The sequence below is a fragment of the Vibrio lentus genome (assembly GCF_002875945.1).
Lineage (GTDB): Bacteria > Pseudomonadota > Gammaproteobacteria > Enterobacterales > Vibrionaceae > Vibrio > Vibrio apostichopi.
The window spans coordinates 11,812-28,140 of sequence record NZ_MCZK01000166.1 but is presented as its reverse complement, the minus strand read 5'-3'; the positions used below and the strand labels follow the sequence as shown (position 1 = coordinate 28,140).

13 protein-coding genes are annotated in these 16,329 nt (G+C 42.4%); 6 read left to right on the top strand and 7 right to left on the bottom strand.

Features of this window, described 5'->3' with window-relative positions; genetic code table 11:
- Positions 1-84 precede the first annotated feature (84 nt).
- On the bottom strand, positions 85-1,137 hold the full coding sequence (gene queA / locus BCT49_RS21270) for a tRNA preQ1(34) S-adenosylmethionine ribosyltransferase-isomerase QueA (protein ID WP_065105028.1): 1,053 nt from the start codon (positions 1,135-1,137) through the stop codon (positions 85-87).
- Between the two features lie 335 nt (positions 1,138-1,472).
- On the opposite strand from queA, the gene BCT49_RS21265 reads away from it, so the two are divergent.
- Positions 1,473-1,919, top strand: a complete 447-nt coding sequence (locus BCT49_RS21265; RefSeq protein ID WP_102438018.1) for a CBS domain-containing protein — start codon at positions 1,473-1,475, stop codon at positions 1,917-1,919.
- A gap of 64 nt (positions 1,920-1,983) precedes the next feature.
- Here the strand turns inward: BCT49_RS21265 and BCT49_RS21260 are convergent, their stop codons facing one another.
- Positions 1,984-4,896, bottom strand: coding sequence for a hypothetical protein (locus tag BCT49_RS21260; RefSeq protein ID WP_241908110.1), 2,913 nt, complete (start codon positions 4,894-4,896; stop codon positions 1,984-1,986).
- A gap of 493 nt (positions 4,897-5,389) precedes the next feature.
- Positions 5,390-6,295 (bottom strand): hydrogen peroxide-inducible genes activator, encoded by a 906-nt coding sequence (locus BCT49_RS21255; protein ID WP_017090958.1) that lies wholly within the window; start codon positions 6,293-6,295, stop codon positions 5,390-5,392.
- Positions 6,296-6,504: 209 nt separating this feature from the next.
- Here BCT49_RS21255 and BCT49_RS21250 point away from each other — a divergent pair, with 209 nt between their 5' ends.
- From BCT49_RS21250 to BCT49_RS21230, 5 genes are all read left to right on the top strand, one after another.
- Positions 6,505-7,113: a peroxiredoxin C gene (locus BCT49_RS21250; RefSeq protein WP_009848275.1), complete on the top strand. Its 609-nt coding sequence runs from the start codon at positions 6,505-6,507 to the stop codon at positions 7,111-7,113.
- Between the two features lie 322 nt (positions 7,114-7,435).
- Entirely contained in the window at positions 7,436-8,179 is a 744-nt protein-coding gene (locus tag BCT49_RS21245) for a copper homeostasis protein CutC (protein ID WP_102438093.1), read from the top strand.
- 100 nt (positions 8,180-8,279) lie between these two features.
- On the top strand, positions 8,280-9,221 hold the full coding sequence (locus BCT49_RS21240; protein ID WP_102438016.1) for a LysR family transcriptional regulator: 942 nt from the start codon (positions 8,280-8,282) through the stop codon (positions 9,219-9,221).
- Positions 9,222-9,336: 115 nt separating this feature from the next.
- Positions 9,337-9,888, top strand: a complete 552-nt coding sequence (locus BCT49_RS21235) for a porin family protein (protein ID WP_102438014.1) — start codon at positions 9,337-9,339, stop codon at positions 9,886-9,888.
- A gap of 97 nt (positions 9,889-9,985) precedes the next feature.
- The gene (locus BCT49_RS21230; RefSeq protein ID WP_102438012.1) at positions 9,986-10,477 is read left to right on the top strand and encodes a hypothetical protein; all 492 of its coding nucleotides are present in this window, start codon (positions 9,986-9,988) and stop codon (positions 10,475-10,477) included.
- A gap of 26 nt (positions 10,478-10,503) precedes the next feature.
- On the opposite strand, the gene phoU is transcribed toward BCT49_RS21230, so the two are convergent.
- The 4 genes from phoU to BCT49_RS21210 all read right to left on the bottom strand — a co-directional run bounded on the left by phoU (position 10,504) and on the right by BCT49_RS21210 (position 16,133).
- Complete coding sequence (gene phoU, locus BCT49_RS21225; RefSeq protein ID WP_102438010.1) at positions 10,504-11,202, bottom strand: phosphate signaling complex protein PhoU; 699 nt, start codon at positions 11,200-11,202, stop codon at positions 10,504-10,506.
- A gap of 75 nt (positions 11,203-11,277) precedes the next feature.
- Positions 11,278-12,096 carry a phosphate ABC transporter ATP-binding protein PstB gene (gene pstB, locus BCT49_RS21220; RefSeq protein WP_004735071.1) on the bottom strand — a complete coding sequence of 273 codons (819 nt, stop codon included), beginning with the start codon at positions 12,094-12,096 and terminating at the stop codon, positions 11,278-11,280.
- Positions 12,097-13,809, bottom strand: a complete 1,713-nt coding sequence (gene pstA, locus BCT49_RS21215) for a phosphate ABC transporter permease PstA (RefSeq protein WP_102438008.1) — start codon at positions 13,807-13,809, stop codon at positions 12,097-12,099.
- Positions 13,810-13,916: 107 nt separating this feature from the next.
- The gene (locus BCT49_RS21210) at positions 13,917-16,133 is read right to left on the bottom strand and encodes an ABC transporter permease subunit (protein WP_102438006.1); all 2,217 of its coding nucleotides are present in this window, start codon (positions 16,131-16,133) and stop codon (positions 13,917-13,919) included.
- Between the last annotated feature and the right edge of the window lie 196 nt (positions 16,134-16,329).

Genomic DNA, 16,329 nt, shown 5'->3' with positions numbered 1-16,329 from the left:
ACTGCTAGCACCCGTAAATATTTTGTATCTAATGGTGAATCTATTAGCTCACCAAGCTTTGAGCTTTAAGAGCAAAGCTTTAAATTATGCTGTTTTCTTGTTGATGAACATGGCATCACCGTAGCTGAAGAAACGATATTCGCTCTTCACTGCGTGATCGTATGCGCCCATCACATTGTCATAACCAGCAAATGCACTCACCAACATAATCAGTGTTGATTCTGGTAAGTGGAAATTTGTAATCAAGCAATCCACTAGCTGGTATTCATAGCCAGGGAAGATGAAGATTTCTGTATCACCAAAGAAAGGAACGAGCTCAGTGCCTTTTTTTAGTGCGTCTTGCGCTGCACTTTCTAATGAACGCACAGATGTTGTGCCAACGGCAATGATACGTCCGCCACGTGCTTTTGCAGCCGCTACGGCATCAACCACTTCTTGCGGCACTTCAACGTACTCTGCATGCATGTGGTGATCATTGATGTTGTCCACTTTAACGGGCTGGAATGTGCCAGCACCAACGTGCAGTGTCACGTAAGCAAACTCAACACCTTTTTCTTTCATGCCAGCCATTAACTTGTCATCAAAATGAAGGCCAGCTGTTGGCGCAGCAACTGCACCTGGCTTTTCATTATAGACAGTCTGGTAGCGCTCTTTATCGGCGTCTTCATCTGGACGATCGATATAAGGCGGTAATGGCATGTGACCGACGTTGTTTAGAATATCTAAAACGCTTTGATCGGATGTGAAATGGATTTCAAATAACGCATCATGACGCGCCACCATTTCAGCTTCGTATTCATCGTTCTCACCAAGGAACAACTTAGTGCCCGGCTTTGGTGATTTAGAACAACGAACATGCGCCAGAATGCTTTTCTCATCCAACATACGCTCAACAAGCACTTCAAGCTTACCGCCTGATGCCTTGCGACCGAATACGCGAGCAGGAATAACACGAGTGTTATTGAAAACGACAAGATCGCCTGGTTCAACCAAGTCTAAAACGTCTTTAAACGAACCATCAGCTAGGTTGCCATTATTACCGTCTAATTTAAGCAGTCGGCTTGCTGTACGCTCTTCTTGAGGGTAGCGAGCAATAAGTTCATCTGGTAGGTCAAAGTGAAAATCTGAAACTTGCATGTGTCTAATCTTGTCTTAGTTGATGAGGTTTGTATCGTTGACGAATCATCAATCGCTGCCGCCAATAAACCGTTACCGTAAGGAAATAGCTACCGTAAACAGATCGCAGGCGCGACTAAAAATTTCGCAGTGGGCTAGTATAGGCACACGAGCCGCAATAGCAAGGTTTACAGCAATGGATTATTGTAAAGAGGCGTAAAATAATGCTACTGATTCACCTCTTAAAGTTCGCGAATTAGTTGCATAAAACTCCCCCAAAAATGCGTCAGCTCTCAGTTATTTTTTGGATAAAAAACTATAGTAATAGCAACAAATTAAAAAATAAGGAGGTTCGTATGATCAAGGTTGAAGATATGATGACTCGCAACCCTCATACTCTATTGCGCTCACATTCACTGGCCGATGCTAAGCACATGATGGAAGCGCTTGATATCCGCCATATCCCAGTCGTTGATGCGGACAGAAAGCTACTTGGCGTCGTCACACAACGAGACGTTCTTGGCGCTCAAGAATCCAGCCTACAAAATATCCCACAAGCTCAATCTTTTACTCTCTCAACACCACTCAACGACATCATGCACAAAAGCGTTATGTCGGTAGAGCCGCGTGCAGGATTAAAAGAGTCAGCTATCTATATGCAGAAACACAAAGTGGGCTGTTTACCTGTTGTAGAAAACTACGAATTAGTGGGGATCATTACAGACAGTGACTTCGTCACGATAGCGATCAATTTGTTAGAATTACAAGAAGAAGTAGAACCGGAAGAAGCTGAAGTAGAGTAACGCTCGGAAGCTATAAAAAGAGCCTCATAAAATCATGAGGCTCAAAGTAAGGTTATTTATGTTGTTATAAAGGACCAGATTCGCCGCTGCAAATTGAGGCACGTCGAGCCTTCAGGTTGTGCTGCACTATCACTTGGATATCATCAATCGCTTCAGTTTCAACAATATCCCCATATTCGTCACCTAACTGAAGAGACAATCTCCATCCTGAAGCTGCAACACTTCTTTCTTTAAATGAATAAGTTGGGTTAAGGAGTTCTTTATTATCATGATAGCCAGTCATGATATTAGCGCTCATATGCTGTTTAAAACTGCTTTTAGATACAACACCGTTATTGGAAATATCCGCAAAACGTGTTGAATAGGAAATCAAATCACCTTTAAGCCCTTGTCCATCATCCATTAACACTCCTGGAATACGGCTACGCATGTAGTTATTACCACCATAAGTAAGAAGTGCTCGAGTTGCAGATTCACCCGATATGTCATAATTGATTGCAAGGTTAATCGAAATCCCGTCAATTTTATCCGAGTAATTCCCTGCTACTTCTAAACACATCACATCATCTTCGTTGCCAAGTATCGGTCCATGAAAAAGGTTCGTTTTAGGAAAGTGTTTCACAGTACTGAACTCTACAGTTAACCATTTATCAAAGCCAAAGTTACGAGAAAGCAGCTTTAACTTTGCGTTAAACGCTTCATCTGCAGTCAACATATCTCCGCTACCATCAGGAGCAGGATAATAAATGGTTTTCCCACCATGATTATCGATGTAACCGAAAATATGTTCCTTTAGGGAAATAACATCCGTCACTTTCTGGCCGAATGGCGTATACCTCTTATCGTCAAAACGCTTTAATGCGTCTAAGTAAACGGTTGATTGCTGAGTATCTTGGAGCTTAAACACATAGTTTTTATCAAAACCCTCAATACGATCATAAAACGACTCTTGCCATTTATATTCAAGTGCTTGTACAGCATAAAAAAGCCATTCTTGAAGGTTAGAGAACTGTGATTCAGCTCGAGATGTTTCAACGGTCAACGCACTAAAATTCAGCGGGTCAGCATAAGAGCGTTCAGATTTAAGATGTTCATTTTGTTCTATTTGAGCAACCAAACGCTGAGCTTCTGCACTAAAGATTACTAACCTACCGGCATCATCAACTAAATTAGAAAGCGACTTAGCCATATCAGCTTTAGCAGTTTCTAGCTCTAACGTTAGTTCCTTAATCCGACCTTCTGTAAAGACATCTAATTGTTCTGCTCGTAAGCCTTTGATTCTTGAACGCTCGAGCAAAGCCAACTTCTGAATATATAATTCAGCTTTAAGGGAGCTTTCGTTCAAAGCGCCTTGTAAGCTTTCAATAGCAGAAAATGTCGATGACAAGTCGGTGGAACCGATATCATTCAAAAAGCGGCCTAGTATATCGAGAGAGCGCTTAACTTCTTCGGAAGACAGCACTAAGTTCATGTCCAAAGTCGACTTTCGGCTTTCATCAATTAAGCTTTTGAAAGGAACGTCATTAAGGCCCAGTTTAACCGTAATGTTATCGATCGCATTGTTAACTTGTTGTTCTTGTTCAATACGTTTAATTTCTATCGATATATTTTTTAATACCTCACGATGAGCTCTATAGGCTCGTTCACCTTCGGTCTTTGCAGCTTGAACGCTTTTCAACTGGTAGCCGATTAAACTGCCCTTACGTTGACCCTCGGTCTGCTCTTTACAAGGAGTAACAACTGAGTCGACCGAACAGCCGAGTAAAGTAAACAATCTTGCCTTTAATCGGCCATTTTCTTGAGCAAAGTTTCGTGTAAATGAATCCAATTGGTAGTGGTAGTCAACACGTTCTTTTTGAGCTTTATTCAATGAATACTCTAATGAGTGTGACATCCCACCTAACACTTTTTCCACAGACTCGAATGAGCTATTTTCAACATTCTCTTGTGAGTTGTAATCAGGCATCAACACGACAAAGTCATCAGGTAACCCCAAATAGTTCCCATCACCTTTAAGCCAAGTTATCACCGATTTCAATTCGGCCGTGTTGCCTTTAAACTTACCTAGCTCAGAGGACAGCATTATATGAGTGTAGGACTCAGCACCTAACAAACTGCTTAGCTGCTTCTCTTTTAACGAAACAAGAGCAAGAAGTGATCTAGCTTCATCTGCAAGCTTAGACTTTTGCTCTTCAGGGTTAGCCGATACTGCCTTTAATTTACTGAGGTGTAATTGCTGGGCCAATAATTCATTCATTAACTGATACGCTAATAAAGCATCTTTATAACCCGTAATTAAACTGCCACCTTGATATACAGGTACTGACTTGCCATCGCCATTTAAATATCGAGCACTTTGTACATTACGAGATGACTGCTCACTAACAAATTCTTGAGAGTGGTTTTCGATTAACTTCCAATAATCATCAAAAGCACGTAACAGAATATCGAAAGATTGTTGGCGGTGTTTTTCTATTGTCGAGACACTCGCTTGCTCAATCCATTGTATTCTGGCCTCATCAATTGAACGATTAGCAAGAATAAATTCAGCTGTAGCACGGTCATAATAGGCATCAAAAAGCACCGTTTTTAAAACATCCAAATCTGAAGGTTTTATAACAAGGCTTTCAATGGTTTCAATTGCATCGTCTGCTTGGCGCTTTTCTTTATTTCCCCACAAAGAATCGAAACGAGTTCCTTCTCTACCTTCAGATATTGCGACAATAATTTCGCCACTTTTTGGGTCGAGAGTGTACATACGCTCTAAGTAACGAAAAGTAGTCAAACTCTTTGCTTCAGAGCTATTCGCATATTGAGGATACAGCGCAGCCAAAGTCTCATCTATTACAGTTGCAGAATCACTTTGAGATAACTGAATTAACGTTTCTTTACTTATATTTTCTGTAGCACTAGCCGCACCCGACAATAATATTAAGGGTATAAGAAGCCCTACCAAACTGTGTTTAGTATCATTCATGATTTTTCTTTTGATTTTTATTTTTGATTAATAGGTAAATAGCACCAACACTATTTACCTCGACCTAATTATTCGACTCTACCCTCTTCGTTTTACATTAGTCCCTCGAATTTTTACCACAACAACAGAAATTAAAAATATTGCTCTAACACTTACGTTAACAACGTCAAACCATTAATAAAATCAGTAGATAACATCATAGAAAGTGGCAAATACACTCAATTTTTAGGCGTTAGAGTAATGAGGGCAATACGAATAACTAGGTTAACTATCCATATAAAAAATGTGACATCAATATTTATAAATTCAATTTATCATTAACCTAGCACTGCTCACGTTTACTAATCATTGGAGTGATAGAAAAGATAATAAAATCGGCTTTAAACCAAGCAAACTATCAATATTTATTGACAGTTTGCTTGGTTTAATAAAAATAGCGACTTGAATAGCCACTCAAAGGTAGTGGGAATACGTAAGTGTCGACGACAGTTTTTTACAACAACTCAGAAACCACATCGGCTAGTTGATGGAAGGTTTCACGGCGTGATGAGCTTGGTCGCCATACAAGGCCGATATCTCGGTACGCTTGCTGACCAGGAGGATCGATCACAACGAGATTCTGGTTTTCCAGCAAACCGTGGTCGATGGCCATTTGAGGAATAAAAGTAGTACCTAAACCATTGGCCACCATTTGCACCAATGTGTGGAGGCTTGTGGCGGTGAACGGATTTATCTTCTCTTTGTCGGTTAACTTACAAGCTGATACCGCGTGCTCGGTTAAGCAGTGTTCATTTTCTAATAGAAAAACAGATTCATCCGGCAGGTCGTCATATTTAATTGGGACACGAATACCATCGGCTTGATTACGACTGATCACCATTCTGAACGGGTCTTGCCCGACAACTTTACTCTCCATGTTGTCGATATCGACAGGCAGAGCCAGAATCAACACATCTAACTCACCATGACGCAGTGCAGCCAATAAGTTAGTCGTCGTGTCTTCACGTAACAGTAAGTTCAATTGTGGGAAACGATGGTTGGCTTCTTGGACCAAATCACACAAAAGGAATGGCGCAATGGTAGGGATACACCCGACTCGCAACTGCCCTTGCATCGCATCACCATTGCATAGATTTCCGAGCTCAACCAAGTCTTGCCCTTTCGCCAATAACTCTCGACCGTGCTTAACCACCAGCTCACCCGCTTGAGTAAAAACCAATGGGCTCTTTTTATCTTTCTTCTCATACAGAGGACAACCAATCAGCTCTTCTAGGTTTTGAATGCCTTTACTTAGCGTAGATTGACTCACGAAGCAGCGATCCGCTGCATCACTAAAGTGACGAGTTTCGTGAAGGGTAACAAGATAGTGAAGCTGCTTAAGACTTGGCCATTTATTCATGAAATTACTTTGTAATATGAGTAGGATAAGTTACGTAAAGGTCAGCAGACCTAAGGACTGGGCAAAGATTAAGCTCATCGCTTTTTTCGATTAACTTAATCTATTTAATTCGCTTTTTTCTATAGTACCGATTGTACTATAGTTTGTCCCGTAGAAACGGAGCCCAAACAAAGATGTGTTGGGCCAACTAATTTTTTAGGAGATTCCAAATGGTACTAGTAGGTCGTCAAGCCCCTGACTTTACTGCAGCAGCTGTTCTAGGTAACGGTGAGATCGTTGATAACTTCAACTTCGCAGAATTCACTAAAGGTAAGAAAGCTGTAGTTTTCTTCTACCCACTAGACTTCACTTTCGTTTGTCCTTCAGAGCTAATCGCTTTCGACAACCGTCTAGAAGATTTCCAAGCTAAAGGCGTTGAAGTAATCGGTGTTTCTATCGATTCACAATTCTCTCACAACGCATGGCGTAACACTGCTATCGCTGATGGCGGTATCGGTCAAGTTAAATACCCTCTAATTGCTGACGTTAAGCACGAGATCTGCAAAGCATACGATGTTGAGCACCCAGAAGCAGGCGTTGCTTTCCGTGGTTCTTTCCTAATCGATGCTGACGGCCTTGTACGTCACCAAGTAGTTAACGATCTTCCACTAGGTCGTAACATCGACGAAATGCTACGTATGGTAGACGCACTAAACTTCCACGAGAAGAACGGTGAAGTTTGTCCTGCACAATGGGAAGAAGGTAAATCAGGTATGGACGCATCTCCACAAGGTGTTGCAGCATTCCTATCTGAGCACGCTGACGACCTAAGCAAGTAATTACCTCTTAAGCCTGAACTCAACTCAGGTTAATGGTTGGAAGACTCTCTATAAAGAGAAATAAAGCATAAGCTAATAGCGCAAAGCGCACCGCCAATCAGTTAAGAAGTAAAGTCCTATTAAAAGCCCGAAGTTAACGCTTCGGGCTTTTTTCTTTTATATCCCCAGCGTATTTCCTTTCACACTAACTTGTCTCTACGGATGCGCAATTGAGGTAGTTGCAAACTCAAACTTTACCCCTATTTTCCTCTACCGACACCTATTCAGATTCGTATCTAGATTGCTATTATTTCATCAGTATCTCTTAGAACGAGTAAATATGATGAATACCGAAATTGAAGTCTGTATCGATAACTTAGAATCTCTCCATAACGCACTGTCTGGCGGCGCGAATAGGATCGAGCTCTGCTCGTCATTGGCATTAGGTGGACTAACACCGAGCTTTGGAATAATGAAGCAAGCGGCTCGAATTTCATCAGTTCCGGTATACGCCATGATACGCCCAAGGCAAGGCGACTTCATTTTCGATGATGATGATGTGTTGTGTATGCTTGACGATATCCAAGCCACTGCCGATGCTGGTTTAAATGGTGTGGTACTCGGTGTACTAACACCCGAAGGGAAGATAGACATGCTTGCGATGCAAACCCTCGCAGCCAAGGCTCATCAACTCAAACTAGGCATCACCTTCCACAGAGCAATCGACCAACTTCAGGATTATAAAGTAGCATTAGAGCAGATTATTGAGCTTGGTTGTGAGCGTGTTTTAACGTCAGGATTAGCAAGTAATGCCGAGCTAGGAAAAGACATTCTTAAAGAGATGGTATCACTCAGCCAAGGACGATTGGATATCATGGCAGGGGCCGGTGTTACCGCTGACAATGGTCATGAAATTCTTAAGCATGCCAAAGTTCAGGCTCTGCACTTGTCTGCAAAATCAACACGGCCGAGTCTAATGACACAAGCTTCAAAAGCTCAGATGGGACACGATGACGTAGACGACTACTTGATTCCGATCACGAGTAGTCAAAAGATTAAAGAACTGAGAGCTACCATCGATAAGTAGAAAGCCTCCGAGAGCTGACTAAACACTGATATTACACCCCTAGTAAAAGCACGGAACTCAAGTATATTGGTAGGTTCAATATAGCGACACATGGAACGTTATGGCTAAGGATCTATTCAGCTCTCTCGATTTAAACTTATTACGTACCTTTCTGATTGTTTACCAAGAAAAAAACACCAGAAAGGCTGCGGAGCGTTTATTCGTTTCTCAGCCAGCGGTTAGCCAAGCTCTGCAAAAGCTACGTTATCATTTCTCCGATGATCTCTTCGTTAAAGTCCATGGTGGATTGCAATCAACGACCTTTAGTGATCAGCTAGCCAATGAGATCACCCCTCATTTAGACGGTTTGATGACAGCCGTTAACTCCTCAAAAGCATTCGATCCAAAAGCCATTGATTACCCGATAAAAATAGCCTTATCTCCAGTCGTACTTTCTTGCTTATCTGGCACCTTATATAAAGAGATCATGACCCAAGCTCCGAACTCAAAGCTAGAGCTTACAAGCTGGACGACATCGTCAGCCGAAGATATTCAAAAAGGGGAAGTTTTACTCGGGGTTGCGTATGAACTGCCAAACCAATCGAAGGAAATCTATGCCAAGCAAATGGTTGAAGTCACGGGTCGTTTGATAGTAAGAAAAGATCACCCAATCAAAAAATCCTTGGTAACACCACAAGATTTGGCGGGCTACGATATTGCATCGATGATATCCCCAGGTTGGAACGATAACTTCAGTCGAGCTTCGCAGATTCTAGAAAGTCTTTCCATCCCCCATAAGATAGGCTTTCGTTCTGAGATCGTGATGGCCATTATCGATGTCTTAAACCACTCTGATATGTATATGCCACATTCTGACCTATTCCCCATAGACAGCTATCCTAGCCTTAGAGCGATTGATATCTTAATTGCAGATGAATATAAGAAAGTTGCTGTCTACAGCCATATCCATACCAAGAACCGGAACAACCCGCTTTTACACTGGTTATTCAATGTTATTCAAACCGCATTGGAGAAGCAGGTTAATAAGAATTGCTTATTATAGGTATATAAATACCTACTTAGAATAACAATAAAACACTGTTTAATATTAACTCTATCAAACGGACACTAAAGTACGAAGGATCGTGCAGTTAAGTTAACCCTAAATAGAGACTAATATGAAAATTGCACTTACTACCCTAATTTCAGCTTCACTACTTTCTGTTCCTGCTCTTGCAAACAGTTTCGAAAGCCAACACCGTGTAGGTCTTGGTTATAGCAAAACCCAAGTTGCCGACTGGATAAGCGACGATACTGTTGATTGGGGTAACGGCATCAAACTTGAATACGGTTATGAGTTTAACCGTATCGTAGGTATCAACGTTTCTTACGCAACTAACACTGACGATGAAAGCGTCGAAGGCTTAAAAGCCGATATCGATGGGTCTAAATTTCAAGTTGACGCGGACATCGGTTACAAATTTGACCTAGATGGCTTCTCTTTGAAGCCTTATGGTGTTCTTGGTCTAGCTCGTCAAAGTGAAGATAACTCTATTAGCTATAATGATACAAAATGGACGGAATCATACAATGATACCAGCTTCGTCGTTGGTCTAGGTGGTCGTGCTGAATTCGGTCAACACCTATACACTGATATGCGTTTTGAATTCGCTAGTTACGACAGCATGGATTACGACACATTCTCATGGACTGTCGGTTACCGCTTCTAGTCAATAGAAAAAGCCAGCGCTTACGCTGGCTTTTTTACGATCAATTCACAAATAAATATTAGCAAGCCAAGGACGGCTAACTGCTCTAGGTATTTTTATGAAGATAAAAACTCCCCTGTTTTTACTTACCCTCCTTTCCTCTTCCGTTTCGGCAAGTGGGCTTCATCTTTCTCCAGAAATAAAAATCGGGGCTTATCATGGCTTTGGCATTCAAGCAGGAATGACTCAGGTTGCTGATCTTGGAGCAATCTATTTGAGCTACTCGGATATATGGTATGAGAGTGGCCGTTATGATGAAACGGTGAATTCATATCGCGTTGGAATCCAAAACATGTTTGGTGCAAAGCAAATACACGGATTCCAAGCTGAGATTGGTTTTGCTGATTATGATGGTGAAAAGACACGTTCTGGCATCACACAAAAGAAAACAGCGACGGGTTTGAGTTTGGGTGGTGCTTATGTGTATCAAGCCAATTCATTCTTGGCTTTGAGAGCGGGTGCAGATGTAAACATGTTTGATCACAACAAGACTTTCGTGCCTTATAACACCACCGTCAACATCACCCTAGGGGCGATAGTAAGCTTCTAGATTGAGTAGGATTTTAAGAATTACAACTATCGTAAAACGTCATCTAAGCTTTGATCACCTAGGTGACGAACATCTTTGCCTTTCACGAAATAGATGATGTATTCACAAATATTCTGACAACGATCGCCTACTCGCTCAATCGCCCTTGCAGACCACATCACTTGTAAGATGTTAGGAATGTTCTTAGGGTCTTCCATCATGTACGTCATCAACTGACGAATCACGGCTTCGTACTCCGCATCAAGCTTGTCATCTAGCTTATGGACTTCTGCCGCGGCATCTACATCCATTCGCGCAAAAGCATCCAAAACTTGATGAAGCATAGTGATCGCTTGTCGACACAGAGGCTCTAAAGAGACGTGGAATTTCTGCTCTTTCGTTGAAGGGATCTCAATAGCACCTTGTGCAATCTTAGAGGCAACATCGCCGATTCGCTCAAGATCGGTAATGGTTTTGATGATCGCCATAATCAAACGTAGATCTTTTGCTGTCGGCTGACGCTTAGCAATAATACGAGTACATGCTTCATCGATTGAAACTTCCATCGCATTCACTTTGTGGTCATCACGAATCACTTTTTTGGCCAGTTCCGCGTCATCTTTATGAAGTGCTTGCATCGCAAAGGACAACTGCTGCTCTACCAGCCCACCCATGGTTAATACGTGGGTACGGATAGATTCCAATTCGACATTAAACTGTCCTGAGATGTGGCGACCAAAATGCATGTCAGCTCCTTAAAAGAAATGAATAAAGTCATTTATTTAAGAGTGACTTAGCTCTAGATGGCACTAACTTAAACGTTAGCCATACCTACCTGTAATGTAGTCTTCTGTTTGATTTTTCAATGGCGAAGTAAATATAGAATCGGTATCTGAGTACTCGATCAACTTACCCATATGGATAAAAGCAGTGTGGTCACTCACACGAGCAGCCTGTTGCATGTTATGGGTAACAATAACAACGGTGTATTGAGTTTTCAGTTCGTTGATCAACTCTTCAATCGTCAATGTGGAAATCGGATCAAGTGCCGATGTCGGCTCATCCAACAACAACACTTCAGGCTCAATCGCAACCGCACGAGCAATAACCAAACGCTGTTGTTGGCCACCTGATAAACCAAAGGCATTCTCATGCAAACGGTCCTTCACCTCATCCCATAACGCGGCAGCGCGCAGAGAGCGCTCAACTGCATCATCAAGGTCTCGGCTATTGCTCACACCCTGCAGCCTCAAACCATAAACCACATTCTCATAGATGGATTTAGGAAAAGGATTCGGGCGTTGAAATACCATGCCGACACGACGTCGTAGAGTCGCGACATCAACCTTAGGGTGGTACACGTTCTTACCATGAAGCTTCACTTTCCCAGAAACCTTACAGCCTTCAACTAAATCATTCATTCGATTAATGCAGCGTAGCAAGGTCGACTTACCGCAACCCGATGGGCCGATAAAAGCCGTCACCTGCCCTTTAGGGATCTGCATCGAGATATCATCAAGTGCTTGGCTCTCTTTATAATAAAGATTCAGCCCTTCAATCGAGATAGCAATTTGCTCATCTTTCAGGTTGTGAACATCAAGTGGCGCTTGGTAACCCAAGGTTTCATTAATCGAGAACATCTAATCTTGTCCTAAGGTTCGGTATTTTTCACGTAAGTTATTACGGATATTGATTGCCGTTAAATTCAAGCCAACGATAACGGTAACCAATAGAAATGAAGTCGCGTACACCAACGGGCGGGCAGCTTCTATGTTCGATGTTTGGAATCCAACATCGTAGATATGAAAGCCTAAATGCATGAACTTTCTATCCAAATGTATATATGGAAATTGGCTATCAACCGGCAGGCTTGATGCTAATTTAACGACACCCACCAGCATCAACGGCGCTACTTCACCTGCCGCCCTCGCGATCGCCAATATTAAGCCAGTAATAATCGCAGGGCTTGCCATAGGTAATACAATGCGCCACAAGGTCTCAAATTGAGTCGCTCCCAGCGCTAGAGAACCATGTCTCACCGCGCTAGGTATACGTGTTAAGCCTTCTTCCGTGGTGACAATAACAACGGGAAGGGTTAAAACAGCCAAGGTCAGTGCGGACCATAACAAGCCTGGAGTACCAAATGTCGGTGCAGGCAATCGCTCTGCATAAAACAAAGAGTCGATCGAGCCACCAATGGTATACACGAAGAAACCTAAGCCGAATACCCCATACACAATCGACGGAACACCCGCCAAGTTAATCACCGCAATGCGAATCAAACGTGTCAGTGCGTTATTTTTTGCATACTCATGTAAATAGATAGCGGCGACAACCCCAAGAGGCATTACCACAATCGACATCAATATTACGAGCAATACCGTACCGAAAATCGCAGGAAAAACGCCACCTTCCGAGTTTGAATCTCGAGGGTTTTCAGATAAGAACTTCCAAACCTGTTTACCCCAATGCACAACCTTTTCAGGGTATGACATGTTATTGGGATACCAGTAATCAAGAATATGACTAAGCGATATCTCGACTTGCTCACCCGTCATATCTTCAACCAACAAGCTTTCCACATTTAACTGCGTTCTAAGGTGCTCGAGTTTAATCTCAGCATCACCAAGCTGACTGTTTAACTCAAGCTTAGTCTTAGTATAGGTTTTAAGATATTCATTACTGACCGACTCATTGAGCTCGAGTTTGCGCTTTTCTAAACGCAGGTTTTCCAACTGCCAACTGATATTGCGAATTTCCTGATCCACAACTCGTGACGTTTCTTCACGTAAGGTATCGGCAAACGCCAAGCCTTCTTGGAGTTTTTGGTCTATGTTGGTTTGGTATGTCCCTGAAGCCGTTTTAAAGCCAACCGGTTTACCAAAGAAATAACCACCACGACTGCGCTCGATCACAGCCCATTCTGACGGAGTGGTCGGTTCACGCAGGTTCACATCAAGTATTGAAACAAAATCGGCTGGGTAAAGCTCTCTATTAGCGACTTTGATACTTAAGCGTTGAATTAACCCCGTGGCAATATTTTGAGGCGACAGTAAGTCATGAGCTTGTGGCACTTGCTCTATCGGGATGTACTTTCGTTCGTAAAGTTGACCAATCAACACATCCTGCTGTGAGACCGTTTCATCAAGATCGACAACTAACGATAGATCTTTAGAATCAACTTGCCATTGATAAAGAGGAGCAGGCCAAAAATAGGTTAAACCTTTCCAACCGATCAGCAGCATTAGGCCAAGTACTGAGAGCATACTAATACTCACCGCACCGCCAGTTAACCAGATCCAAGGGGAACCAGATTTAACCCAAGATAATAATGATTTGAGTTTGTTAAACATGATTCACCTGCCCTTTAACTGTATCAGCTAGGCAACACGCGCTTTCATGACAGACATAAACCGATGATTCAGCCATATTAGCAAGACAATGAGGCATAACTTCAACACTACAAAGCACGATATTTATCTCTTAACCTTTGTCTTACCCACTCTGCTACAGAGTTTACTGCGAACGTGAAAATAAACAGCAACAGTGCCGCTAAGAACAGTAATCGGAAATGAGAGCCGCCAACTTCTGACTCTGGTAGTTCGACCGCAATCGTAGCAGAAAGCGTCCTCATCCCTTCGAGGATATTCCAATCCAAAATTGGAGTATTGCCGGTTGCCATCAACACAATCATGGTTTCACCCACAGCTCGTCCAAGTCCCATCATTACGGCTGAAAATATACCCGGACTTGCGGTAAGTAACACAACATAAATCAGAGTCTGCCACGCTGTTGCGCCTAGAGCTAATGAACCATCCGATAGGTGCTTTGGTACAGAGAAAATCGCATCTTCTGCAATCGTAAAGATGGTAGGAATAACCGCAAAGCCCATCGCAAATCCAACCACCAGCGCATTACGTTGGTCAAAGTCGATGCCATAGCTAGCAAGGAAAGTACGTATATCTCCATCAAACAACAAGGCTTCAATACCGTTTCCGCCTGCAAATACCGTAATCACGGTAATGATTAATACCGGAATCAATATCAAGGCATGCCAACCATTAGCAAAACGGCTCGTGATGACTTTAGGTAAACAGAACCAAGCTAATCCGGTCAATAAAGTGCTTAATGGCAACATCACCATTAAAGAGAAAACAGCGGTGAGATGCGTCTCTACAATAGGAGCGAACCAAAGCCCAGCAAGGAAACCAATGATCACTGTTGGCAAGGCTTCCATCAATTCGATTGAAGGCTTTACCACTCTACGCATTCGAGGCGACATGAAATAAGCGGTATAAATAGCGCCTAATACCGCCACAGGCACGGCAAACATCATCGCAAACAAGGCCGCTTTAATGGTGCCAAAAGTAATAGGGACTAGGCTGAATTTTTCTTCAAAATCGTCATTAGCGGACGTGGATTGCCAAACATACTGAGGCTCAGGGTAGCTCTCATACCACACCTTCTGCCACAACGATGAGAATGAAATCTGAGGATACTCATTGTCGACTTTAGCCACGCTGATTTCGCCATCAATAAGCGTCGCAAGATGCAGTTCATTAGCCGACATTGCCGCCAATTGTGGTGACTTATCAAATGCTCGTTCGAATAGGGATAGCTTTTCACTGGTCGTATAATGGCTTTGCAACGTGCCATTTTTATAGAAGCTGTAGAAACCTTTACGATAGGTATCTGGCAAAATAAATTGCACTTCTTCCGCGAGCTGGAAGTCTCGAATGTGTGTCAGGCTACGCTGTTCATCTTTAAGCACATCAAACCACTGAGAAACCTGTCCATCTTCATGCGTCACCAATAGAGAATAGGCGCCCGACAACAAGTCGATGCTTTTCACCGAGTGTTTCGCATCATTCAAACTAAGGTCGATCACTTCGCGAACATTGAAACCAGTGTCAGACAGCTTCAACACAGCTAGATCCGATTGAGATCTTAGATATATCGTTCTTCCATCCGGTGTAACTAACAGTTGCTGCTGTAAACCTAACTTGTTCGATAACCACTGGCTGTTCTTAAATACATAGTCACCAGCAAGATCGCTTTGATACCACTTAACGATAACTCGTTGATCGCTTAACTGCGCAACAACGGTAATTCCACGCGCATTCTTAGAAAATACGAACTGATCGATGATCGCTCCGTTCGATTCGTCACTCTTCAAAAACGGTTCAGGTAATTCGATCTGTGTGATCTTAGGTTGTACAACCCTGTCCTTTTGAAGCACAGGCGCACTATACTCTGGATAAAAGAAGGTCATGTTGCTGGCGCTGTCAGCAAAAGCAAACCAGTTTTCAGATGGGGTGTTACGAGAGAATACTATTGGGTCATCGAAAACATCGCGCTCAAAGTAAGACTGCGTATTTTGAGCGTCTAAAGCCCAAAATTGCACTAAGCCGGACTTTTCGATAGTAAAGGCATGTTGACCATATTCATCGACAGATAAAGCAATTGGCTGCTCAACATCAACGGTTTTAACGACTTGGTCGGTCTGAAGTCCAGTATCAGAAAATACCGGCAAAATGACCATAGCAAGGTAAACAAAGATCAAAACTAAACAAGCTAAAACACTGACACCGCCACATGTCACCGAAAAACGGACGAGACGATCTTTCAACCATCTTTTTTTGTCGCGCTCTTTCAATGAAAATTGGGCTGAAGCCATCTGTTTATCTACCTTTTTTTAGCTACTGACATAATATGTACGTTAGATGACAATTATATTACAAGTTACTTTAAACAACTGAAACTAATAACAAGTTTCTTCGTCATATTTCTTAAAATAAGATCATTGTTTTTGTGAATAGCCACGTTCTCACTTAAAGTAACAAACTCTATAACCAGCGCCCAAGGAATAAGCA

Coding starts and splice junctions, on each gene's coding strand:
- queA (WP_065105028.1), bottom strand. CDS start 1,137: ATGCAAGTTTCAGATTTTCACTTTGACCTACCAGATGAACTTATTGCT.
- BCT49_RS21265 (WP_102438018.1), top strand. CDS start 1,473: ATGATCAAGGTTGAAGATATGATGACTCGCAACCCTCATACTCTATTG.
- BCT49_RS21260 (WP_241908110.1), bottom strand. CDS start 4,896: ATGAATGATACTAAACACAGTTTGGTAGGGCTTCTTATACCCTTAATA.
- BCT49_RS21255 (WP_017090958.1), bottom strand. CDS start 6,295: ATGAATAAATGGCCAAGTCTTAAGCAGCTTCACTATCTTGTTACCCTT.
- BCT49_RS21250 (WP_009848275.1), top strand. CDS start 6,505: ATGGTACTAGTAGGTCGTCAAGCCCCTGACTTTACTGCAGCAGCTGTT.
- BCT49_RS21245 (WP_102438093.1), top strand. CDS start 7,436: ATGAATACCGAAATTGAAGTCTGTATCGATAACTTAGAATCTCTCCAT.
- BCT49_RS21240 (WP_102438016.1), top strand. CDS start 8,280: ATGGCTAAGGATCTATTCAGCTCTCTCGATTTAAACTTATTACGTACC.
- BCT49_RS21235 (WP_102438014.1), top strand. CDS start 9,337: ATGAAAATTGCACTTACTACCCTAATTTCAGCTTCACTACTTTCTGTT.
- BCT49_RS21230 (WP_102438012.1), top strand. CDS start 9,986: ATGAAGATAAAAACTCCCCTGTTTTTACTTACCCTCCTTTCCTCTTCC.
- phoU (WP_102438010.1), bottom strand. CDS start 11,202: ATGCATTTTGGTCGCCACATCTCAGGACAGTTTAATGTCGAATTGGAA.
- pstB (WP_004735071.1), bottom strand. CDS start 12,096: ATGTTCTCGATTAATGAAACCTTGGGTTACCAAGCGCCACTTGATGTT.
- pstA (WP_102438008.1), bottom strand. CDS start 13,809: ATGTTTAACAAACTCAAATCATTATTATCTTGGGTTAAATCTGGTTCC.
- BCT49_RS21210 (WP_102438006.1), bottom strand. CDS start 16,133: ATGGCTTCAGCCCAATTTTCATTGAAAGAGCGCGACAAAAAAAGATGG.